This window comes from Streptomyces yatensis, assembly GCF_018069625.1.
GTDB lineage: Bacteria > Actinomycetota > Actinomycetes > Streptomycetales > Streptomycetaceae > Streptomyces > Streptomyces yatensis.
In genome coordinates, this window is record NZ_CP072941.1 from 8,542,160 (window position 1) to 8,561,945 (window position 19,786).

Below are 19,786 nucleotides of genomic sequence, written 5' to 3' on the forward strand. Positions count from 1 at the left end.
TCACTCCTCTCGGAATCGCTCCGCCACTCCGGTCCATGAGGGAGACACCATGTCCGCTGCTGAACTCACCCCTCCGGAAGCGGCCCGCTGGGCCGCCCGGGCCGGGCTCCCACTGCCGCCCGAGCGCCACGCCGTGGCGGCGGCCACCGCCAATCACATCCACTCGGTCGTCGCCGTCCTGCGCGAACTCGACTTCGGTGACACCCCGCCCTCCCCCGCCTACCGTGCGCGAGAGGAGCGGCACGATGCGGCCGTATGAACTGTCCCTCACCGCGGCCGCCGCCGCGATCCGGGCCGGGCGGCTGTCCCCGGTCGAGCTGGTGGACTCCGTCCTGGAGCGTGTCGAGCGGCTGGAACCCCAGCTGAACGCCTATGCCACGGTGACCGCCGAGCAGGCGCGCCACGCGGCGCGCAAGGCCGCGGACGACATCGCGGCCGGCCGCGCCCGCGGCCCGCTGCACGGCATTCCCATGGGGCTGAAGGACCTGATCGACGCCGCCGGTGTGGCCACCACCGCCAGCTCCCGGGTCCGCGCCGACCACCGCGCGCGGGCGGACAGCACGGTCGCCGCCCGCCTCGGCGCGGCCGGTGCGGTGCTGATCGGCAAGACCCACACCCATGAGTTCGCCTACGGGCTCACCACCCCGCAGACCCGCAACGCCTGGGACGCCGGCCGGGTCGCCGGCGGCTCCAGTGGCGGATCCGCCGTGGCCGTCGCCTCGGGCGCCGCGACCTTCGCCCTGGGTACGGACACCGGAGGATCCATCCGCGTCCCCGCCGCGCTCAACGGGGTCGTCGGCCTCAAACCGACCTACGGTCTCGTCCCCCGCCACGGTGTCACCTCGCTGTCCTGGTCGCTGGACCACGTCGGCCCCCTGACCCGCACCGTCGAGGACCAGGCGCTGGTCCTGGCGGCCCTGGCCGGACACGACCCCCGCGACCCCGCCTCCCTGGAGGCGCCCGCGGAGGACTACCGGCCCGGTGCGGGCGAGGACCTGACCGGACTGCGCGTCGGCGTGCCGCGCAACTACTACTTCGAGCACGTCGATCCGGAGGTGGAAGCCGCGGTCCGGCGGGCCGTCGACCGGCTTCAGGCCCTCGGCGCACGCCTGGTCGAGGTCGAGATCCCCATGACCCGCTATATCCAGGCCACTCAGTGGGGACTGATGGTGCCTGAGGCCACCGCCTACCACGAGCGCACCCTGCGCGCGGTGCCCGAGCTGTACCAGGTGGACGTGCGCACCCTGCTCGAAGCCGGGGAGCTGATGCCCGCCGGGGACTATCTGCGCGCCCAGCGCTCCAGGACGCTGATGCGCCAGGAGTGGGCGCGCGTGCTGGCGGACGTCGACGTGATCGCCGCCCCGACGGTCCCGGCGACCGCGGCCAAGGCCGACCAGGAGACGATCACCTGGGCGGACGGCACCGTCGAAACCGTCTCCGACGCCTACGTACGCCTCTCGGCCCCCGCCAACCTCACCGGAGTGCCGTCGCTGTCCGTCCCGGTCGGCCACGACACGGCGGGCCTGCCGATCGGCATGCAGCTGCTGGGGCGGCCCCTCGGGGAGAACGTGCTCCTGCGAGTCGGCCACGCCTACGAGCGGTCCGAGCCGGCCCGCGTACTCGCACCGGCGGCCTGACGACGGCCCGGGGCGGCGGCCTGGGGCGCATCACTGTCTAGAAGCAAGAAATTTGCTTTAAGGTGGAGGGATGAGCAGGCAGATGGTGCGCCCCGGCGGGCGCAGTGCCCGGGTGCAGGCGTCGGTGCACACCGCCGTACGCGAGCTCGAGGCGGAGGTGGGCCGCGACGCCCTGACCGTGCCGCTGGTCGCCCAGCGCGCCGGGGTCACCCCCTCCACGATCTACCGCCGCTGGGGAGACCTCGCGGAACTGCTCTCGGACGTGGCGGTCGAGCGGCTGCGGCCCGACACCGCGCCCAAGGACCACGGCGCCCTGGCGTCCGACCTGGCGGCCTGGGCCGAGCAGTTCCTCGACGAGATGGCCTCGCCCGCCGGCCGTGCCTATATCCGTGACGCCCTGCTCGGCGACCCCGACGGCACCAACGCCGGCCAGTGCTCGGCCTACGCCGCCGACCAGGTCGACCTCATCCTGGCCCGCGCGGCCGAGCGCGGGGACGACATCCCCGAGGTCGAGACGGTCATCGACCGTGTCGTCGCCCCGCTGATGTACCGCATCCTCTTCCGCCCCGCCGGACTCGACGCCGCCTACGCCCGTGGACTCGTGGCGGGGCTCCTCGGCCCGGTCGGCGAGGACGGGTGACCGCGAGAGCCACCGTCGTGCCGGTCGCGGCCCGCGGCGCGTGGTGTGACCGGCGCCCTCCCAACGGGCCCTACTCGGCCGTGCCTTCGGGCGGGAGCGGTGCGGGGTAGGGCTCGCCGAAGTCGGCCGAGCGGCTGACCTCCTCCCAGGCGGTCGCCTCGGCGAGCTGGTGCTGGGAGTAGTCCCGCGCCATGGTCGTCGCGTTCACGCCCAGCGGGAGATGGCTCGGGACCTGGTCGCGGTGGACGGTGCGGACGATGATCTCGGCGGCGCGCCGGGGGTCCCCGGCCGCTCCTGTCGTGCTCTGCCGCACCAGCCGGTTCATCGCCCCGACCGTCTCGTCGTAGGCGTCGGGGATGGGGTGGACCGTCATGGAGGAACCGGCCCAGTCGGTGGCGAAGCCGCTCGGTTCGACGACCATGACGCGCACGCCGAACGGTGCGGTCTCCACGGCGAGGACCCGGCTGAAGCCGTCGACCGCGAACTTGGCCGCCTGGTAGGAGGCGATGCCCGGCGATCCGCCGACCCGGCCGCCGATCGAGGAGATCTGCACGACGGTGCCGGCTCCCTGGCGGCGCAGGGTGGGCAGCGCGGCCTTGGTGACGTTGTAGACGCCCCAGAAGTTCGTCTCGAACTGGGCGCGGAAGTCGTCGTCGTCCGATGTCTCGATGGGCGACACATTCGCGTATCCCGCGTTGTTCACGAGCACGTCGATGCGCCCGAAGCGGGCGAGCGCCGCCTCGATCGCCTCGTGCGCCGCCTCCGGACGCGTGACGTCCAGCGCGACGGGATGGACGCCGTCGCCGTATTCGCCGAATGCCTCCGCGAGGGCCTTGGGGTCGCGGGCGGTGGCCACGACATGATCGCCGGCCTCGAGGGCGGCGGTGACCAGGGCGCGGCCGAGGCCGCGCGATGAACCGGTGATGAACCAGACCTGTTGCTTCATGCCGTTAGTACAACACCGTTCTCTTAATAATGCAACGCCGTTGCCTTACGGGTTCCTATGATGTGGAACATGACGACGCCTGCCTTCCAACGTGCCCGCAGTACCCAGGCCAAGCAGGCGCGGGAAGAGGCGATCCTGGACGCGGCCCGTACGCTCGGCCACCAGCACGGGGTGCGGGATGTCACCCTCACCGACATCGCCGCGGCCGTGGGGATGCACAAGTCGGCCCTGCTTCGCTACTTCGAGACGAGGGAGCAGATCTTCCTGCGGCTCACCGCGGAAGGCTGGCGGCAGTGGTCCGCGGACCTGCGCGGCGACCTCGAACGGAGGGCACACGCCACGCCCGCGGAGGTCGCCGAGGTCGTCGCCGCCACGCTGGCGGCTCGGCCGATGTTCTGCGACCTGCTGGCACAGGCGCCGTTGAACCTCGAGCGCAATGTCTCGATCGATTCGGTGCGCGCCTTCAAGCTGGTGACGTTCAAGGAGATCGAGCTGATCGACGGCGAGCTGCGACGGCTGCTCGGACTGACCGAGTCGCAGACCGTCGACCTGATCGCCGCCGCGACCAGCATGGCCGGGGCCCTGTGGCAGATGGCCACCCCCGGCCCGCGCCTGCGGGAGCTCTACGAAACCGACCCCCGGCTCGGCCACGCCGTGGTCGAGGTGGAACCCCGCCTGCGCCGCGTCCTCACCGCCTTCCTCACCGGACTCGACGCGGGACCCTCCGCGACGGCATCGGCCGACACCCCATAGCCACCCGGCCGAACCGCGCACGCGGGGCGGTACGGGCCGGTCGGCGCGGTGCGGTGCGGTGTGACCCCGGCGGGATGCCGTGTGCCCCGGCCGGCGGCCGGGGCACACGGGGGTGGGTCTCAGGCGGAGGGAAGAAGGGAGTCGTCCCCGGTGTGGGCCCCGGGAAGCTGATGCCGGGCGGCGATCAGAGCGGCGTCCACATCGCGGGTGCCGGTGACGACGCACAGCGTGTAAGCGACGTCGTCGAGCCGCTGCCGCGCCTCCGGGCCGCCGTCCTCGGCGTGCAGGGTTCGCAGGGTCTCGTACTGTCGGATGAGGCCGGTCAGAACCGCGGGGTGGGCCATGAGCATGGCAGGCTCCTTCTTCTTCATCATCATGCGGCGTGATACGTGCGGTGACGGCGGTGTCGCCTCACGTACGGGGAGTCTCTTCACCCACGGGGCGTCAGACGGGCACGGGTGTGTTCCCGGGCTGCGGCTCGGCCTCGACCTGCTTGCGGATCTTGCTGCAGCTGCGGGAGATGAGACGGGAGACATGCATTTGGGAGATGCCCAGCTCCTCGGCGATACCGGCTTGGGTCATATCGCGGAAGAACCGCAGATACAGGATGCGCTGCTCCCGCTCCGGCAGCCGGTGCAGACAGGGCTTGACCGACTCCCGGGCGATGACCGTCTCATAGCGGGCCTCGGGCCGGCCGAGGGTCTCGGCCAGGGAGTAGCCGTCGTCCGCGCCGGCGAGGGCGGCGTCCAGGGACAGGGAGCGGAAGCTGTCGATGGCTTCCATGCCGGTGAGTACGTCCTCCTCGCTCATGCCGGCGGCTTCGGCGACCTGGGCCACGGTGGGGGAGCGGTCGGCGCCTTCCGTGCTGGCCAGCTCCTGGATGGTGGCGCGGACCTTGTTGCGCAGCTCCTGCACCCGCCGGGGCACGTGCACGTCCCAAGCGCAGTCGCGGAAGTAGCGCTTGAGCTCCCCGACGATCGTGGGGATCGCGTACGGCTGGAAGGCGCCTCCGCGCTGCGGGTCGTAGCGGTCCACGGCCTTGACCAGGCCCAGGGCGGCGACCTGCTCCAGGTCCTCCAGGTTCTCTCCGCGGTTGCGGTAGCGGCGGGCGAGGCGGTGGGCCATCGGCAGCCACGCTTCGACCAGCTTCTCGGCCAGTGCCTCCCGCTCGGGTCCCTCGGGCATGGCGGCAAGCCGCTCGAAGTCGGCCGCGGTGTCAGGAGTGTCGTCGTGACGGCGGCGGGCGCCTGCACACGTCGCGCTCATCGAGGTAATCTCCTCCCTGCTTGTCGCTGTACAGCAGAGCGGGAGGCCGGCACGGCACGGTCTGGGGCTCGCAGCGCGCTGCGCGCGGCTCCCGCCAGGTGTGCCTGCTTTCCGAAGCACCTCGGTCAGTCACTCTTCTAGCCAAGGTCGCCGACCTCAAACCCTTTTGGCCGGCACGTGCTCAGGACCTCGGCTCGGGCCCGGCTCGGGGCCGTCCCAGGACCGTCTCAGGCCCGGGCCCTGAAGGGTGCGCGGCCCCGGCCCAGTGCCACCGTCGTGGTGACCCGGGTGACGCTGGGCCTCCGGGGCACCGAACCGAACCCGAAGCGCACCGGGGGTTCGACGGGCGCCATCACACCGAGGTCGTCGCCCTCGAAGGCCGCCGACACCGCGACGATCGGCCTCAGGTCCCGCGCGCCGTACCACTCCCGGCGACCGCCCCCGGCGCTGCCACGCGTCCGCACACCGGACAGCAGCAGGCGGGCGGGGACGTCCAGCAGCGCGCTCCATGCCGGACGACGGGCGAGCGCGCCGGGCACGGCACGCAGCAGAAGCCCCAGGGGCCCTCGCCGGCCCATGGTGAAGCGCAGGTCCAGCGCCCCGGCCGTGACGGTCCAGGTGTCGGCGTCGACGCTCACGCGGACCGGCACGATGCGCACCGCGTCGAAGGTGTAGGTGAGGGCGATGAACTCCGCCGTCTCCGGCGTGGGAGCGAGCAGCAGCCGTTCACCGTCGGCGCGATCCAGCATCACATCGCTGAACGGCCCGAACGGCGACCGCGCCCAGTGGCCCAGCACGATGCGCGTCCCGGAGGAGGTGCCCGTGCCCGCGATCCATCCGTCGAAGCGCAGCCGCGCGGGGCCGGTGGCCTTGCCACGTTCTCGGCTCACCCAGGGTGGGTCCCCGCCCCTCGCCCCCGGAAACGTGCATACGGCAGGGGGTGCCCGGCCCCTACCCGATCAGCCGGGTACGGCGTTCCCGTTCGCCGGCGGCGTGGCCGGCTGACATCGACGCGGGACGCCTCACCGGGACGCCTCACCGGGACGACTCACCGGGACCGCCCGGTGAGGCCGCCGACGCGTGTCCGACGCGGCTTCAGCCGCCGTAGTAGGCGTCGAAGTTCTTCGCGAACTCCCCGCCGTTGAAGCTGTCCCAGTTGATCGACCAGGCCATCAGCCCGCGCAGGGCGGGCCAGCTGCCGTGGGGCTGGTAGCCGCCGCAGTCGGTCTTCTTCGTCAGGCAGTTCAGGGTCTTGGTCACTTCACTGGGCTGGGTGTGGCCGTTGCCCGCGTTGGGGCTCGCGGGCAGGCCGATCGCCACCTGGGACGGGTCCAGCGCCGGGAACACGTTGTCGGTGTCGCCCGCGACGGGGAAGCCGGTGAGCAGCATGTCGGTCATCGCGATGTGGAAGTCGGCGCTGCCCATGGTGTGGAACTGGTTGTCCAGCCCCATGATCGGTCCGGAGTTGTAGTCCTGGACGTGCAGCAGGGTGAGGTCGTCCCGCAGCGCGTGAATGACCGGGAGATACGCCCCGGCGCGCGGGTCCTGGCCGCCGAAGGGGCCCGAACCGTAGAACTGGTAGCCCAGCTGCACGAAGAACGTTTCCGGGGCCATGGTGAGGGTGAAGTCGGATCCGTACTTCGCCTTGAGCGACTTCACGGCCGAGATGAGATTGACGATCGCGGGGGTCTTCGGGTTCTTGAAGTCGGTGTCGTCGTCGTCCAGCGACAGCGAGTGGCCCTCGAAGTCGATGTCGAGGCCGTCCAGTCCGTACTTGTCGATGATCGCGCCGACCGACTCGACGAACTTGTCGCGGGCGGCGGTGGTGGTGAGCTGCACCTGGCCGTTCTGCCCGCCGATGGATATCAGCACCTTCTTGCCCGCGGCCTGCTTGGCCTTGATGGCGGCCTTGAACTCGTCCTCCGACTCGACGTTCGGGCATTCGGTCTGCGGACAGAGGCTGAAGCGGATGTCGCCGGAGGTGGTGGAGGTGGGTTCGCCGAAGGCCAGGTCGATGATGTCCCAGCTGTCGGGGACATCGGCCATTCGGGTGTATCCGGAGCCGTTGGCGAAGCTCGAGTGCAGATAACCCACGAGCGCGTGCTCGGGGAGTGCCGCCTTCGCGGTGGCGGAGGGGGTACCCGCGTCGGCGGTCGTCGCGGAGACCGTGGCGAGCAGTCCGGCCGTGGCGACAGAGACACATATGCCGGTCAGAACCCTCTTGCTCAAGGGGAAACGGAGGCTCATGGGGACCGCTCCTTGGTGTGGGGGAAGGCGGAGCCGAACCGAGGTGGGACGGGATGATCGGACGGCGTGGGGGGAGGCTGCGCGCCCACGAGAAAACAGGACTAGACCAGTGAGTGTCAATGGTACGGTCCAATTTCGAGGTCCCGCACCAGGACGACGCGTTCGCGAGGCACGAGCCGGTGGCGGTCGGCGGCCCCCGCCGGCCGCCGGGGCCGGGGCCCGCAGCACACCGGGCTACTCCGGCTACTCCAGACGCCACAGGTGGATCGTCTTGTCCTGGAAGCCGAGGGTGGCCAGGGTGCGCCCGTCCGGGCTGAAGGCGAGTTGGGCGATGGACGTGTCTCCGGGGACGGCGAGGGTGGCCGGCGCTTGTGGGTGGATGCGGAGGGCATTCCCGTCCGGGCTGAAGCGCGTCGGGAGGCGCGGGGGCTCCGGGGGGATCCGCGGTGGGTGTGCGGGCGGTCCGTTCAGCTCGTGGCGGAGACGTTCGCGCTCGGCCAGCAAATGGTCGCACTCGGCGCGGAGTTGGCGGAGGCCCTCGGCGGTGGCCCCGGCTCCGGTCTCTGGCTCCGGCCGTTCTCGCCCGGAGGGTGGGCCGTCCGCTCGTCCATGTCGCCACTCTTCCCATCAAGGCCGCCGGTCGTGCCGACGACCGGCACCGCCACGGCCGCGGCCACGCGGCATGCGGCACCGCCGATCGTCAGCCGAGCTGCTTCTCGATCTTCGAGAGCTGCAGCGCGGGCCACTTCTTCACCATCGCCTCCTCGTCCCCCTCGCTCACCTGGTCGCTCCCGTCCCAGATGATGGCCTCCACGACCACCGTCTCGATCCGGATCGCCAGGACCGTGACGCCCGGGGCCTCGAAGGACCGGCCCGCATCCCCCAGATCGGACGAGTGCTCCTTGGCGGCTGGGATCTTGTCGATCTTGCCGCGGTTGTCGGCCACCAGTCCGTCCCAGGCCGCCTTCGCCGCGTCCTCGTCGTCGTAGGCGAGCACATCGGACTTGACCCGGAAGAACACGTTCTTCGACCGCTCGAGCACGACCATGCCCGCCCCGTGCAGATGTCGGCACGCCCAGCCGTCGCCTTCCTTGCGCCACGTCCGGCACTGCTTGTCCAGGCCGGCGCCGGCCAGCACGGATCTGCCGTCCTTGTTGTCGGTGGGCACCGACAGGGATCCGGTGAGCCCGTCGTGCGGGATGAACCCGGGCAGGTCCCGCTTGGTCGGCAGCGCAGCGTCGACGTCGGCGGCGTCGAGAGTGGGGGCGGGCCACAACAAGTACGCGCCGAAACCGGCCAGCGCCAGCACCAAGGCCGCCACACCGACCAGCACGCCGCGGCGCGTCATTCGAACCATGCCGCCACCGTATGGACCCGCGTCGGGACCGGTCCCGACCTCAGTCGTCAGTGACCTCGCTTCCGCCGGGAGCCTCGGCCGGGGGTTACCGCTCTGCTTCCCCGCGTGGTTCGATGCGGAAGTCAAAAGCGAGGGTGCCTGGATCAAGCGCTGTCGCGCCGCCGTCAACGGTGAGCGTCGACCCGTTGACGTATGAGGCGGCGGGGGAGAGCAACCAGCTGATCGCTTCCGCGACCTCGGGTGGCTCGCCCGGGCGGCCCATGGGCAGGATTCGGGTCGTCTCCGCGTAGGCGGAGTCCACGCCGCCGCCCTGCACGATGTCGCCCGCCATCCCGCCGCCCTCCAACCCGGCTTCTTCGGCGAACCGCGCCATCCGCCGGTCGGCCATCTCGCTGCGCACCCAGCCCGGACACACGATGTTGGCCCGCAACCCCTGGCGCCCGTAGTCGACGGCCAGGGAGCGGCACAGCTGCAGCAAGGCGGCCTTGGACGTGGCATACACGGCATTGCTTGTGCCATTGCGCAGGGCGGCGACCGAGGCGACCGCCACCACCGCTCCGCGCGTCCGGAGCAGGTGCGGGATCGCCGCACGCAGGAGCAGCAGAGGACCGGTGACGTTGATGCGCATCACCTCGTCCCAGTCCTCGAGCGACAGGTCCCCGACGGCTCCGCCACGCCCGATGCCCGCATTGAGCACGAGGCCGTCGAGTCGGCCGAAGGAGTCCAAGGCCGCCTGGACGAGGCCGGTGGCAGCGCCGGGATCGCCGACGTCGGACGGGTACGCCACCGCGCCGGTCTCTTCCGCGAGGCGCCGCAACGGTTCGGGCCGCCGCCCGGAGATGAGCACGTGGTGCCCGGCCTCACATAACAGACGGGCCGTGGCGGCCCCGATGCCCGTGCCCCCACCCGTCACGATGACAACTCGCTGCTCCGCCATGCCCGTTCAGCCTCCCACCGCATCATCACTCAGAGCTGTCGAGCCTAAGCGACGCCCCGCTCGGTGCCGGGCGCGCTACGGCGCTCACGCTCCCGCTTGACCCTCACAACCGATGTGAGGACCTGAGACTTGGCAGGGCGCGGCTGGAGCGCAGCCGCTGTTCACCCTCGCGGTGGGCGGTCGATTCGGGGGCGTGTTCGTCGACCTCCTCGTGGACGCCCTGACCATGGGATTTCGGGGGCGGGCGTTGCCGGGCCCGTGATAGAGCTGCACCTATGAGTGAGTTGATCAGGATCCCCGCCCCGGACGGGGTCGTGCCCGCCGCCCAGTACACCCATGTCGTCAAGGGCACCGGACACTTCGTGGCCGTCTCCGGCCAGCTCGCGCTGGACGAGGCGGGCGGCATCGTCGGCGAGGGCGATCCGGCGGCGCAGGCCCGCCAGGTCTTCGAGAATCTGCGGCGCTGCCTCGGCGCCGCCGGTGCCACCTTCGACGACGTGATCAAGCTGACCTACTTCGTCACGGACATGGCCCACATGCCCGCCATCCGCGAGGCCCGCACCCTCCACATGCCCGACGACCGGCTGCCGGCCGCCTCGGCGGTGCAGGTCGTCTCGCTGGTGCGGCCGGAGTTCCTCATGGAGGTCGAGGCACTCGCGGTGGTGGCCGAGTGACCGGATGACTCCGACTCCGGATGACTTCCGAGGACCCCCGATGACTCGGGACGACCCCCGATGACTCGGGACGACTCCGGATGACTCGGGATGACCCGAATGGCTTACGACGCGTCGGCGAGCCGGTGCCGGAGGTGGTCGTAGGCCCAGGCGGCGAGGGTGGTCGGGGTGGTGGTCCGGAGGCTGCGGCGCTGTTCGGGTACGAAGTCTTCGCGCAAGCCGGTCGACATTCCCATCACGGCCTCGATCAGGCTGTCGGGCATCCCCGCCTGCTGGAGCTGGGTGCGCATGGCGTCGTCCGTGATCTGTTCGACGCCGATCCGCCGACCGGTGGCGGCGGTGAGGATGTCGCTGACCTCTCGCCAGGTGAGGTCGGCGGGCCCATGAACGGCCTGTACGCAGCGTCCCGACCAGGTGGGGGAGAGGAGACGGGTGGCGGCGACCTCCGCGATATCGCGCGGCGCCACCCAGCCCATCGGTTGGTCGAGCGGAAGGATCACCTGGAGGGTGCCGGTTCGCAGGGCCCCGAGTTGAAGCTCGAGATTGGTGAAGAAATAGCCGCAGCGGAGGTGGGTGACATCGACGCCCGTGCCATCCAAAGCGATCTCGGTCTGTGCCAGGCCGTCGATCTCACCGGCACCATGACGTTTCTCGGCGCCTACGCTGCTCTGGAAGACGACGCGGCCGATCCGGTTCTCGGTGACGGCGCGGACCACGCTCCTGGTGGCGCGGTCGTATTCGGCGAGCGGGTCCCCGCTGCCGCTGGCCGGGTTCACCCAGAACAGCGCGTCGATTTCGGCGGTCGCGGCCACCACCGCATCGGCGTCGTATTGGTCGACCGGCACGGCCTCCACCGCGTCCCGCACCTCCGGCGCCAGCCGGGCCGGGTCGCGCAGCAAGACGCGCGGCCGGGCCCCGGCGCGGACCAGCGTGGCGACGACGTGGCAGCCGACGTTTCCGGTCGGGGTGGTGACAGCGATGCGCATCGTTTCTCCCTCTCAGCTCTCAGCTCTCGGTTCTCAGCTCTCAGCGGTGGCTCGTTTGCAGGCTAGGAGCCAATGCGGTCGGGATCTGTCCTCCTTCCCAGGTGTCCGGGTGAACCGCCGCCACCCGAACGCCACCGCCACCGCCCGGACTCACTGGCACCGAATCACCACAGACAGTGGTCCCAAGGTCTGACTCCCGCCTTCGCCCATGCACCCCGAGGCGTACGCCGTCGCGTTCTCCGGGTGGATGTGGCCGTGGGACGGTGCGTGCCAATCTCCGGGATGTCGGAGCAAACACGCATAGGGGAGCCATCGTCATGTCCATCAGCGCGTCGCCGCCCGCCCCTTCGCCCCTCCTGACCGTCGCGCCCGTCCCCTCGTGGGCCAGACGCGTGGCGGCCGCGACCTTATGGGCATCCGCGCCCTCCGCGCTCTGGCGGTTCGCCGTGGTGCTCGGCGTCCCGCTGGGGCTTGCCCAATCCGAGTACGATTCGATGCTCATCCCCGGCTGGGGGTATCTCGTCGTGCCGTTGCTGTCCGTGTTCCAGGAGGCCCTGGCCTTCCTGACGCTGGGGCTGGTGCGGCCATGGGGCGAGGTGTGGCCGCGCTGGATCCCGGGTCTGAGAGGCCGCCGCATCCCCGTATATGCCGCGGTCGTACCCGCGGCGCTGGGCGCACTCGCCTGCACGGTCTACGGCGTGCTGTTCACCTGGACCACGTTGCACGCCGACATGGAGATCACGCGGTGGGGAGAGTGGCTGATGAACCTCTGCTACGTGCCGTTGGTGGCGTGGGGGCCGCTGCTGGCCGTCGTCACCGTGCACTACTACCGGCGGCGCACACAGGGTTCGGGCGGTTGAGGACGCTGCGGATGGTGGATGTTCATAGTGACGCGCGCGCCCGACTACTGGCGGCCGAGACCGCCGATGGGGAGTGACCATGGAAGCCGCCACACCACCGCCACAGCGGCCCAGTACGGAAGGCATGCCCGTCGGAGCCTGGGTGCCCCGTGAGGAGTGGGTCAAGACCCAGCCCCAGACACTCATCGCCTCCTGCGTCGTACTTCTCGACCGCCAGGGCGGGGTCCTCCTGTTGCGGTACGGCCCCGGCCAGCCGAATGCGGGAGACTGGTGGCTGCCCGGCGGGATGCTCGACCACGGCGAAGACCCGTGGACGGCGGCGTTGCGGGAGACGCGTGAGGAGACCGGCGTCGAACTGAGCCCCGTCCCGAGGCTGATCGGCATCGACCACCGAGCGGACGTCGGAGGCACCGGACCGGTCCTCGACTGCTTCTTCTACGGCGGGACCCTCGCGGACGGAACCGCGATCACTCTGAGTCCTGAGCACGATCGGTACGCCGTCTGCAGCCTGAACGAGCTGGCGGACACGCTGCTCGCCGGAAATGTGGGCACCCTTGAAGCGCTCCACACCGCCGCCACATCGGGGACAGTCGTCTGCCTGCGCGAAGGACAACCGGTGTGATGGGGCTGCCGGACCCGAGGGTTGGGGTCCACCGTGGACGCGTGATGCCGGGGATCAAGGTCGCCGCTCGGTACCCGCGGCGTCAGCCTCCCGCGGTTCCGTTGGAGACCGCCTCCCAGCGCTCCCACTCGTCGGGGGGCCGGACATCGGGGACGATTGCATGGTGCGTCGGAAGTGAGGAGAACACCCAATGTTGCGTGTCAAAGCCCTTCTGCACTACGGACTCCAGGTGCCTTCCCTGGACACGGGGCAGAGCTTCTACGACGCGTTCGGCCTGCGCACGGCCGAGCGGGGCAACGCCGTGGCCATCCGCTGCGACGGCCGTGAGCAGGACCAGACCGTGCTGGTGGAAGGGCCGGTCAAGCGGCTGCACCATGTGGCGTTCGCCGTCGCCCCGGGGTCCCTGCCCGAATGGCAGCGCCACCTGGAGGGTCTCGGTGTCCGCCTGCTCGACGCCCACGCCGAGCTGCCGGGCGGCCTGTGGTTCCGTGACCACGAGGGCAATCTGCTGAATCTGCGGGACGAGGAGATCAGCTCCTGGCGGGACTTCGGCACCACGGACGCCCACGAGCCCAACTTCGGCGATCGCGTCCGCCGCGTCGACCAGGCCCGCTGGCTCACCGCCGACGAGAAGCCCCGCCCCCGACGCCTCGGCCATATGCTGATCTTCAGTACGGATCTGGACGCGTCCGAGGCGTTCTACGCCCGCACCCTGGGCCTGCGGCTCTCGGACCGCGTCCGGTCCATGGCGACCTTCATGAACGCGGGCCCCGGCGATCACCACGTCTTCGGCTTCGTGTCCGGCACCCACCCCGGCCTCCACCACTCCAGCTGGGAGGTCGCCGACATCGACCAGATCGCCCTGGGCGCGCGGACCATGGCCGCCGCGGGCCACAGCCATGGCTGGGGCCTCGGCCGGCACACGCTGGGCTCCAACTTCTTCCACTACATCCAGGACCCGTGGGGCAGTTGGATCGAGTACTCCAGCGATATGGACTGCATCACCGAGAACTGGAAGGCGGGCGACTGGGACTGCCCGCCCGCCGTCTGGAGCCCCGAGATGCCGGCCGACTTCATCGTCAACCAGGAGCAGAAGCCCTCCTGACCTCGGTGTTGCGGGAGTCCTCGGGATACCCGGCGGGGCGGCGCTCAGATGTGCAGGGGGAGCAGAATGCGGAAAGTGGCGCCCTCGTCCGGGGCCGTACGGACCTCCACCCGGCCGTGGTGGGCCGTCACCAGGGAGTCGACGATCGCGAGGCCGAGGCCCGCGCCGCCGCCCTGGGTGCGGCCACGGGCGTCGTCCGCGCGGTAGAAGCGGTCGAAGGCGCGGGCGGCCTGCTCCGGGGACATCCCCGGGCCCTCGTCGTGGAGTTCCAGCACCGCCAGGCCGTCCTGGGTGCCGACGCCGATCCGGACCGGGGTGCCGGGCGGGGTGTGGGACACCGCGTTGCCGACGAGGTTGGAGGTCACCTGGCGCAGCCTCGCCTCGTCGCCGAGGACCGGCCCCGGCCCCGGCGGGCCGCCACCGGGGCCGGTGAGGGTGACGGGGCGGCCGGGATCGAGCGCGCGCAGGTCGTGCAGGGCGTCGGCGGCCAGGGTGCGCAGATCCATCGGGGTGAGACGGAGCGGGAGGTCCGCGGCGGCGGACTCGTCGAGGCGGGCGAGCAGCAACAGGTCCTCGACCAGCCGGACCAGCCGTGCCGCCTCCCGCTCGATGCGGCCCATGGCGGCGTCGACATCGGTGCGCTCGGGCATCCCGCCCATCCCGTACAGCTCGCTGAACCCCTTGATGCCGAAGAGGGGCGTACGCAGCTCATGGCTGGCGTCCGCGATGAAGCGGCGCATCCGCTCCGCGGCGGCCGCCCGCGCGGCGTCACTCGCCTCGATCCGGTCCAGCATGCCGTTGAGCGCCGCGGCCAGACGGCCGAGCTCGGTGCGGGAGGCGGCCAACTCCGGTACGCGGCTGGACAGATCGCCGTCCGCGATCGCCGCCGCGGTGGTCTCGATACGGCGCAGCGGGCGCAGCCCGCCGCGCACGGCGAACCACCCGGCCACGCCGAGCAGCGCCAGCACCACGGAGTCGATCAGCAACATCCGGGTGCCGAGCTGTCTGATCGTCCCGTTGACCTGGGTGAGCGAGCTGGCGACGACGACGCTGTGGCGGTCCGTGGCCTGCGCTTCCGGTACGGCGATCACCCGCCATGTCTCGCCGCCGTCGACGGCCGGGACCTCGAAGGGGTGGCGGTCGCGCCGGCCGACCGCCGTCGCGTCGAGGCGGGGCAGGGCGGGAGCGCTGTGTGCGGCGGGCCGGATGACCCGCCGCACATGGCCGTTGGAGCCGAGGTAGGCGAGATAGATATCGCCGGTCAGGTGCTCCTCCACGGTGTCGCGCGCCTGTGGACTCCGATCGCCCGCCACGTCGGGCAGGTCGGTCAGGCGCGCGGTGGCCGTGGCGGCGGTGCGGAGCCGCTGGTCGAGCTGATGCACCAGGTCCCGCTGGAACAGGGCGATGAGCAGGGCGTTGCTGCCGAGCAGGGCGACCACGAGCAGCAGCAGCGAGATCGCCAACAGACGGCCGCGCAGCGAGAACCGGCCCAGCAGCGAGAACCGGTCGCGCGGCGAGAACCGGTCGCGCGGCGAAGTCTTGCCCCGCGGCCCGCGCGCTGTTCTCCCGCTCACCGCCGGGGCCTGCGCAGCACATAGCCGGTGCCGCGCACCGTATGGATCAGCTTCGGTTCGTCCAGGTCCACCTTGCGCCGCAGATAGCTGATGTAGGACGTGACGATGCTGTCGTCGCCCCCGAAGTCGTACTGCCAGACCAGCTCCAGGAGTTGCGACTTCGACAGCACCTGCCCGGCGTTCTCCATCAGCACGCGCAGCAGGCTGAACTCGGTCGGGGAGAGCTGTACGGGCTGCCCGTCCCGGGTCACCTGATGGCTGTCGGGGTCCAGCTCCAGATCACCGACGATCAGCCGGCCGTCCGCCTGCCGGCCGTTGGTCCGGCGCAGAATGGCCCGGATGCGCAGGACCAGCTCCTCCAGGTTGAACGGCTTGGTGACATAGTCGTCGCCGCCCGCCCGGAGCCCGCTGATCCTGTCCTCGGGCGCGTCGCGGGCGGTGAGGAACAACACCGGCGGATGCCCCGCCGTGGCAGGGGGATGCTGCCCGCGCAACCGGCGGACGACCTCGAAGCCGTCGATGTCGGGCAGCATCACATCCAGCACGATCAGATCGGGACGTCGCTCCCGCACCGCGGCCAGCGCCTCCGCACCGGTCGCGACCGGGACCACGGCGAAGTCCGCCAGCCGCAGGCTCGCGGAGAGCAACTCGCGCAGCGTCGGCTCGTCTTCCACCACCAGCAGTCGTTCCGATGCCGTCATCCGCCGTCCCGTCCCGTCACGTCCCCGCCGATCGTCCGCCCTTTAGCCTTCCGGCCCGCTACGCATCGCGCTTGCGAAAGACGATGAACGCCGCGGTCAGCAGGGCCGCGACACACCCTGCCATGACGGCGAGCCCGGACCAGGGCGCCAGCAGCGCCGGATCCCGGTAGCCGGTGATGATCTGTCCGCCCGCGAGGGGCGGCCAGTACTTCGCCACCCGGTCACCGAGCGCCCCGGGCAGAGCCGGCGCGAATGCCTGCACGATCAGCAGCACGCCGAACAGGGTCGTCACCGTCGCCGTCGTACTGCGGATCACCGCGCCGATCGCCAGCCCGAAAAGGCCCGCGAGCGTCAGATAGAGCCCACCGCCCAGAATCCCGCGCAGCGCCTGGGGATCGGACAGACCGAGGTGCGGAGCGTCCGCACCCGCCAGCGCCGCCTGCCCGACGAGAAAGCCGCTGAGCGACACCAGCAGCCCGACCGGCAGCACGACCGCGACCAGGACCGTGGCCTTGGCGGCCAGTACGCGGGCCCGGTGCGGTACGGCCGTCAGCGTGCTGACGATGGTACGGGCACCGTACTCGGAGGTGATCACCAGAGCGCCCAGCAGGCCGAGGGCGATCTGGGCCAGCAGATAGCCGCGCAGACTGGTGGCCAGCGGGTCGAAGGCGGCCTGGTCGGCGGCCGTCAGGTCGCCGTATTCGCCCCCGGCGGATGTGCCGTTCAGCGAGGCGAGACCTATACAGAACGCCAGGGTGCCGAGGATGACATGGACGGTCGACCGCATGGTACGGATCTTGATCCACTCGGCGCGCAGGCAGTGCGGGAACGTTGCCCGGCCCGCCGGTGCGGTGGCCGTGGCGCTCCCGCTCATCGGCTCGCCTCCATCATCTCGGTGTTCTCGGTGTTCTGGGGGTTCTCCGTGTTATCCGCGGCCTCCGTGTTCTCCGCGTGGTATTCGAGGGCGTCGCGCGTCAGGTCCATGAATGCCTGCTCCAACGACGGTTGGCGAGGCGTCAGTTCGTGCAGCTCCAGCCCGGCCTTCGCGGCCAGTGCGCCGATCTCGGCCGCGTCCATCCCGGTCACCACCAGACCGTCCGCGCCGTCCGCACGCACCTCCGCCGCCGGTGACAGCATTCGGCGCAGCGAGTCCGTCCGCGGACCGCGCACCAGGACCTCACGGCCGGAGTGCGTGTCGATGAACGTCTCCATGGCGGTGTCCGCGATCAGCCGTCCGCGGCCGATGACGATGAGGTGGTCGGCGGTGAGTTCCATCTCGCTCATCAGATGGCTGGACATCAGCACCGCGCGCCCCTCGGCGGCCATCCGCCGCATGAGCCCGCGGATCCAGACGATTCCCTCCGGGTCGAGACCGTTGAGCGGCTCGTCGAATACCAGCGCCGGGGGATCGCCCAGCAGCGCCGCGGCGATGCCGAGCCGCTGCCGCATGCCGAGCGAGAACGTCCCGGTTCTGCGGCCGGCCACGCTCTCGAGACCCACCTCCGCCAGCACCTTCGCCACCCGGTCGCGCGGGATTCCATTGCTCGCCGCGAGCGCCAGCAGATGGTGGTAGGCCGTACGGCTGGGCAGCACCGCGCCCGCGTCCAGCAGCGCGCCGACGGCCTTCAGCGGCGCGGGCTGCGCGGAGTACGGGCGCCCGCCGATGGTGGCGGTCCCCGAACTGGCGGCGTCCAGGCCCAGCATCATCCGCAGGGTGGTCGACTTCCCCGCGCCGTTGGGACCGAGGAACCCGGTCACTTCCCCCGGGCGGACGGCGAACGTCAGATCGTCGACGGCCAGGACGTCGCCGTAGCGCTTGGTGAGTCCGTGGACTTCGAACATCATGACTCCAGAACCGACGGTGTGCGGGATGCGCTCCGTCGTCGCGGACGGCCCCGGCCGCCCTGGGTGCGCAGCAGGATGACGGCCACGACGGCGGCGGCCAGGAACGCGATGGCCGCCATGGCGGTGTAACTGTGTATGCCCGTAGCGGAGTTGAGAGTCTTTCCATCGACGACCGTGTTGGTGGACTGGAGTACGGCCGACCCCACGAACTTCAGAATCACCGCCCCCGCCGCGACCATGACCATCACCATGCTGGACACGACGCCCTGTCGTTCCGGCGGCGCGAGCGTCGCCGCCATGTTGAAGCCGGAGGTCACGAGCGTTCCCGCGGTGAGACTCAGCAGGAAGGAGCACACGACCGCGAGGTGGAGTACGGAGTCCCCGAAGAACATCCCGACGGTGCCCACCGATCCGAGTGCTATTCCACCCGCCAGTGTCGCGGCCGGCCCGAAGCGTGTCCCGAGCGCCCCGGCCAGGGTGCCGCCGAGCACGATGCCGATCGCCGGTATGCCGTACAGCATGGCCAGCGCCCCCGGGGCCGCGACTCCGTATCCGAGCTGCTGATCCGGCGAGACCTTGGCGATGACGCCGAAGAGCGTCAGCATGCTCTGATACGCACCGGTTCCGAAGGCGACCACGAGGAGCGTGAGCGCCAGGGGCCGGCCGAGGTTCCTGATGTCGATCACGGGCTCGGGCACCCGGCTCGCCACCAGGAACCACCTGGCCAGTGCCGCGCCGCCGCCGACGAGGAGGGCGAGCGGGCCCACGGCGAACCAGCCGAACTCCGCCCCGAGGCTCACATAGCTGAGCACCGCCGCCAGACCTCCACCGAGGAGAACGGCTTCGGCGATGTCGAGCTTGCCCGGTGTCTTGAGCGTGGACGGGGGAACGAGGCGGTGCACGAGAACCGCGGCGATGGCCGCGAACACCGCCGATGCCACGAACACACTCCGCCAGCCGAACTCCCCTGCCGTCAGCTCGAAGAGCGACGGCATGACGATGCTGAGGAGCGCCGAGCCGGAGGTCACGATGCCCGTGGCGATCATCGCCATATCGGGTGCGCACATGTCACGGATGAGAGCGACGGTGAGGAAGACGGCTCCCACGGCCGCTCCCTGCAGCAGGCGCCCGAGGATGAACACCCACAGGTTGGGCGCGACGAGGCACACCAGGGCGCCCACCAGGGCGGTGATCAACGTCATGATCAGCACCCTGCGTTTGCCGTGGATGTCGGCGCCCTTTCCGAGCAGCGGCGCCCACATCGCACCCGCCAGCAGCGAGCTGGCGTCAATCCACGCCGACTGATCGGTGCCGAAGTGGTCGAGCATTTCGGGGAGGACGAGGAGTGGCGCCGTGACCACCGTGTCCACCATGGTGTTCACCAGAATCAGGATGGCCACCTGGCCGATGAGCCGTCTGTTCCACTGTGTGTGTGGTGCGCTGTCGAGCAGTCCGGTGCCGGTACTGGCAATGCCGCTGTTCCGCATGAAGCACTCGTCGCCCTTTCTGGGCTCGTACGTTCTGGACTCGCATGGGGGCGAGCGTGCGCACCGCGGTGGCGCGCACCACCTCACAGTGATCCGCTCTTCTGGGCCGGAGCTGCGCGAGTGTGAGTGCGCCATGCGAACGGGAAGTC

At 70.8% G+C, this 19,786-nt stretch carries 21 protein-coding genes and 1 pseudogene; 8 read left to right on the forward strand and 14 right to left on the reverse strand.

Features of this window, described 5'->3' with window-relative positions; all coding sequences use genetic code 11:
* The first annotated feature begins 49 nt into the window (after positions 1-49).
* The 3 genes from J8403_RS35730 (at position 50) to J8403_RS35740 (ending at position 2,277) form a co-directional block, all read left to right on the forward strand.
* The gene (locus J8403_RS35730; protein WP_211126764.1) at positions 50-259 is read left to right on the forward strand and encodes a hypothetical protein; all 210 of its coding nucleotides are present in this window, start codon (positions 50-52) and stop codon (positions 257-259) included.
* Positions 246-1,637: an amidase gene (locus J8403_RS35735; protein ID WP_211126765.1), complete on the forward strand. Its 1,392-nt coding sequence runs from the start codon at positions 246-248 to the stop codon at positions 1,635-1,637. Before J8403_RS35730 ends, J8403_RS35735 begins: the two co-directional genes overlap by 14 nt.
* Before the next feature lie 70 nt (positions 1,638-1,707).
* Complete coding sequence (locus tag J8403_RS35740; RefSeq protein ID WP_211126766.1) at positions 1,708-2,277, forward strand: TetR/AcrR family transcriptional regulator; 570 nt, start codon at positions 1,708-1,710, stop codon at positions 2,275-2,277.
* A 70-nt stretch (positions 2,278-2,347) separates the two neighbouring features.
* Here the strand turns inward: J8403_RS35740 and J8403_RS35745 are convergent, their stop codons facing one another.
* Positions 2,348-3,223: an SDR family NAD(P)-dependent oxidoreductase gene (locus J8403_RS35745; RefSeq protein WP_211126767.1), complete on the reverse strand. Its 876-nt coding sequence runs from the start codon at positions 3,221-3,223 to the stop codon at positions 2,348-2,350.
* A gap of 69 nt (positions 3,224-3,292) precedes the next feature.
* Between J8403_RS35745 and J8403_RS35750 the strand changes: the two genes are divergently transcribed.
* Positions 3,293-3,976: a TetR/AcrR family transcriptional regulator gene (locus tag J8403_RS35750; RefSeq protein WP_211126768.1), complete on the forward strand. Its 684-nt coding sequence runs from the start codon at positions 3,293-3,295 to the stop codon at positions 3,974-3,976.
* Between the two features lie 119 nt (positions 3,977-4,095).
* Here J8403_RS35750 and J8403_RS35755 read toward each other — a convergent pair whose 3' ends face one another.
* The 7 genes and pseudogenes from J8403_RS35755 to J8403_RS35785 all read right to left on the reverse strand — a co-directional run bounded on the left by J8403_RS35755 (position 4,096) and on the right by J8403_RS35785 (position 9,783).
* Positions 4,096-4,326, reverse strand: a complete 231-nt coding sequence (locus J8403_RS35755) for a DUF5133 domain-containing protein (RefSeq protein WP_211126769.1) — start codon at positions 4,324-4,326, stop codon at positions 4,096-4,098.
* 94 nt (positions 4,327-4,420) lie between these two features.
* A complete protein-coding gene (locus tag J8403_RS35760; RefSeq protein WP_211126770.1) occupies positions 4,421-5,242 on the reverse strand; it encodes a SigB/SigF/SigG family RNA polymerase sigma factor in 822 nt (273 codons plus the stop codon).
* Positions 5,243-5,469: 227 nt separating this feature from the next.
* Complete coding sequence (locus J8403_RS35765) at positions 5,470-6,132, reverse strand: hypothetical protein (protein WP_211126771.1); 663 nt, start codon at positions 6,130-6,132, stop codon at positions 5,470-5,472.
* A 205-nt stretch (positions 6,133-6,337) separates the two neighbouring features.
* Positions 6,338-7,414, reverse strand: a pseudogene (locus J8403_RS35770) (chitinase); the annotation flags it as partial.
* Positions 7,415-7,732: 318 nt separating this feature from the next.
* Positions 7,733-7,993 carry a hypothetical protein gene (locus J8403_RS35775; protein ID WP_211126773.1) on the reverse strand — a complete coding sequence of 87 codons (261 nt, stop codon included), beginning with the start codon at positions 7,991-7,993 and terminating at the stop codon, positions 7,733-7,735.
* A gap of 196 nt (positions 7,994-8,189) precedes the next feature.
* On the reverse strand, positions 8,190-8,846 hold the full coding sequence (locus tag J8403_RS35780) for a hypothetical protein (RefSeq protein ID WP_211126774.1): 657 nt from the start codon (positions 8,844-8,846) through the stop codon (positions 8,190-8,192).
* 85 nt (positions 8,847-8,931) lie between these two features.
* A complete protein-coding gene (locus tag J8403_RS35785) occupies positions 8,932-9,783 on the reverse strand; it encodes an SDR family NAD(P)-dependent oxidoreductase (RefSeq protein WP_211126775.1) in 852 nt (283 codons plus the stop codon).
* Positions 9,784-10,058: 275 nt separating this feature from the next.
* Between J8403_RS35785 and J8403_RS35790 the strand changes: the two genes are divergently transcribed.
* Positions 10,059-10,457 (forward strand): RidA family protein, encoded by a 399-nt coding sequence (locus J8403_RS35790; protein WP_211126776.1) that lies wholly within the window; start codon positions 10,059-10,061, stop codon positions 10,455-10,457.
* Positions 10,458-10,561: 104 nt separating this feature from the next.
* On the opposite strand, the gene J8403_RS35795 is transcribed toward J8403_RS35790, so the two are convergent.
* Positions 10,562-11,443, reverse strand: a complete 882-nt coding sequence (locus tag J8403_RS35795) for an NAD(P)H-binding protein (RefSeq protein WP_211126777.1) — start codon at positions 11,441-11,443, stop codon at positions 10,562-10,564.
* Positions 11,444-11,760: 317 nt separating this feature from the next.
* On the opposite strand from J8403_RS35795, the gene J8403_RS35800 reads away from it, so the two are divergent.
* From J8403_RS35800 to J8403_RS35810, 3 genes are all read left to right on the forward strand, one after another.
* On the forward strand, positions 11,761-12,303 hold the full coding sequence (locus J8403_RS35800; RefSeq protein WP_211126778.1) for a hypothetical protein: 543 nt from the start codon (positions 11,761-11,763) through the stop codon (positions 12,301-12,303).
* A 124-nt stretch (positions 12,304-12,427) separates the two neighbouring features.
* Positions 12,428-12,925, forward strand: a complete 498-nt coding sequence (locus J8403_RS35805; RefSeq protein ID WP_246586148.1) for an NUDIX hydrolase — start codon at positions 12,428-12,430, stop codon at positions 12,923-12,925.
* 190 nt (positions 12,926-13,115) lie between these two features.
* Positions 13,116-14,030, forward strand: a complete 915-nt coding sequence (locus J8403_RS35810; RefSeq protein WP_211126780.1) for a VOC family protein — start codon at positions 13,116-13,118, stop codon at positions 14,028-14,030.
* 44 nt (positions 14,031-14,074) lie between these two features.
* On the opposite strand, the gene J8403_RS35815 is transcribed toward J8403_RS35810, so the two are convergent.
* The 5 genes from J8403_RS35815 to J8403_RS35835 all read right to left on the reverse strand — a co-directional run bounded on the left by J8403_RS35815 (position 14,075) and on the right by J8403_RS35835 (position 19,637).
* Positions 14,075-15,526 (reverse strand): HAMP domain-containing sensor histidine kinase, encoded by a 1,452-nt coding sequence (locus J8403_RS35815; RefSeq protein WP_211128599.1) that lies wholly within the window; start codon positions 15,524-15,526, stop codon positions 14,075-14,077.
* 74 nt (positions 15,527-15,600) lie between these two features.
* Positions 15,601-16,305: a response regulator transcription factor gene (locus J8403_RS35820; RefSeq protein ID WP_211126781.1), complete on the reverse strand. Its 705-nt coding sequence runs from the start codon at positions 16,303-16,305 to the stop codon at positions 15,601-15,603.
* A 58-nt stretch (positions 16,306-16,363) separates the two neighbouring features.
* Positions 16,364-17,179, reverse strand: a complete 816-nt coding sequence (locus tag J8403_RS35825; RefSeq protein ID WP_211126782.1) for an ABC transporter permease — start codon at positions 17,177-17,179, stop codon at positions 16,364-16,366.
* A complete protein-coding gene (locus J8403_RS35830) occupies positions 17,176-18,147 on the reverse strand; it encodes an ABC transporter ATP-binding protein (protein WP_211128600.1) in 972 nt (323 codons plus the stop codon). Before J8403_RS35830 ends, J8403_RS35825 begins: the two co-directional genes overlap by 4 nt.
* Complete coding sequence (locus J8403_RS35835; protein ID WP_246586149.1) at positions 18,147-19,637, reverse strand: MFS transporter; 1,491 nt, start codon at positions 19,635-19,637, stop codon at positions 18,147-18,149. Before J8403_RS35835 ends, J8403_RS35830 begins: the two co-directional genes overlap by 1 nt.
* Positions 19,638-19,786 lie beyond the last annotated feature (149 nt).

Excerpts from the sequence above, each read along its gene's own strand:
- J8403_RS35820 (WP_211126781.1), bottom strand. The coding sequence starts at position 16,305 with ATGACGGCATCGGAACGACTGCTGGTGGTGGAAGACGAGCCGACGCTG.
- J8403_RS35795 (WP_211126777.1), bottom strand. The coding sequence starts at position 11,443 with ATGCGCATCGCTGTCACCACCCCGACCGGAAACGTCGGCTGCCACGTC.
- J8403_RS35780 (WP_211126774.1), bottom strand. The coding sequence starts at position 8,846 with ATGGTTCGAATGACGCGCCGCGGCGTGCTGGTCGGTGTGGCGGCCTTG.
- J8403_RS35730 (WP_211126764.1), top strand. The coding sequence starts at position 50 with ATGTCCGCTGCTGAACTCACCCCTCCGGAAGCGGCCCGCTGGGCCGCC.
- J8403_RS35740 (WP_211126766.1), top strand. The coding sequence starts at position 1,708 with ATGAGCAGGCAGATGGTGCGCCCCGGCGGGCGCAGTGCCCGGGTGCAG.
- J8403_RS35755 (WP_211126769.1), bottom strand. The coding sequence starts at position 4,326 with ATGCTCATGGCCCACCCCGCGGTTCTGACCGGCCTCATCCGACAGTAC.
- J8403_RS35825 (WP_211126782.1), bottom strand. The coding sequence starts at position 17,179 with ATGAGCGGGAGCGCCACGGCCACCGCACCGGCGGGCCGGGCAACGTTC.
- J8403_RS35835 (WP_246586149.1), bottom strand. The coding sequence starts at position 19,637 with ATGCGGAACAGCGGCATTGCCAGTACCGGCACCGGACTGCTCGACAGC.
- J8403_RS35810 (WP_211126780.1), top strand. The coding sequence starts at position 13,116 with ATGTTGCGTGTCAAAGCCCTTCTGCACTACGGACTCCAGGTGCCTTCC.
- J8403_RS35790 (WP_211126776.1), top strand. The coding sequence starts at position 10,059 with ATGAGTGAGTTGATCAGGATCCCCGCCCCGGACGGGGTCGTGCCCGCC.
- J8403_RS35760 (WP_211126770.1), bottom strand. The coding sequence starts at position 5,242 with ATGAGCGCGACGTGTGCAGGCGCCCGCCGCCGTCACGACGACACTCCT.
- J8403_RS35735 (WP_211126765.1), top strand. The coding sequence starts at position 246 with ATGCGGCCGTATGAACTGTCCCTCACCGCGGCCGCCGCCGCGATCCGG.
- J8403_RS35785 (WP_211126775.1), bottom strand. The coding sequence starts at position 9,783 with ATGGCGGAGCAGCGAGTTGTCATCGTGACGGGTGGGGGCACGGGCATC.
- J8403_RS35830 (WP_211128600.1), bottom strand. The coding sequence starts at position 18,147 with ATGTTCGAAGTCCACGGACTCACCAAGCGCTACGGCGACGTCCTGGCC.
- J8403_RS35805 (WP_246586148.1), top strand. The coding sequence starts at position 12,428 with ATGCCCGTCGGAGCCTGGGTGCCCCGTGAGGAGTGGGTCAAGACCCAG.
- J8403_RS35800 (WP_211126778.1), top strand. The coding sequence starts at position 11,761 with ATGTCCATCAGCGCGTCGCCGCCCGCCCCTTCGCCCCTCCTGACCGTC.
- J8403_RS35750 (WP_211126768.1), top strand. The coding sequence starts at position 3,293 with ATGACGACGCCTGCCTTCCAACGTGCCCGCAGTACCCAGGCCAAGCAG.
- J8403_RS35745 (WP_211126767.1), bottom strand. The coding sequence starts at position 3,223 with ATGAAGCAACAGGTCTGGTTCATCACCGGTTCATCGCGCGGCCTCGGC.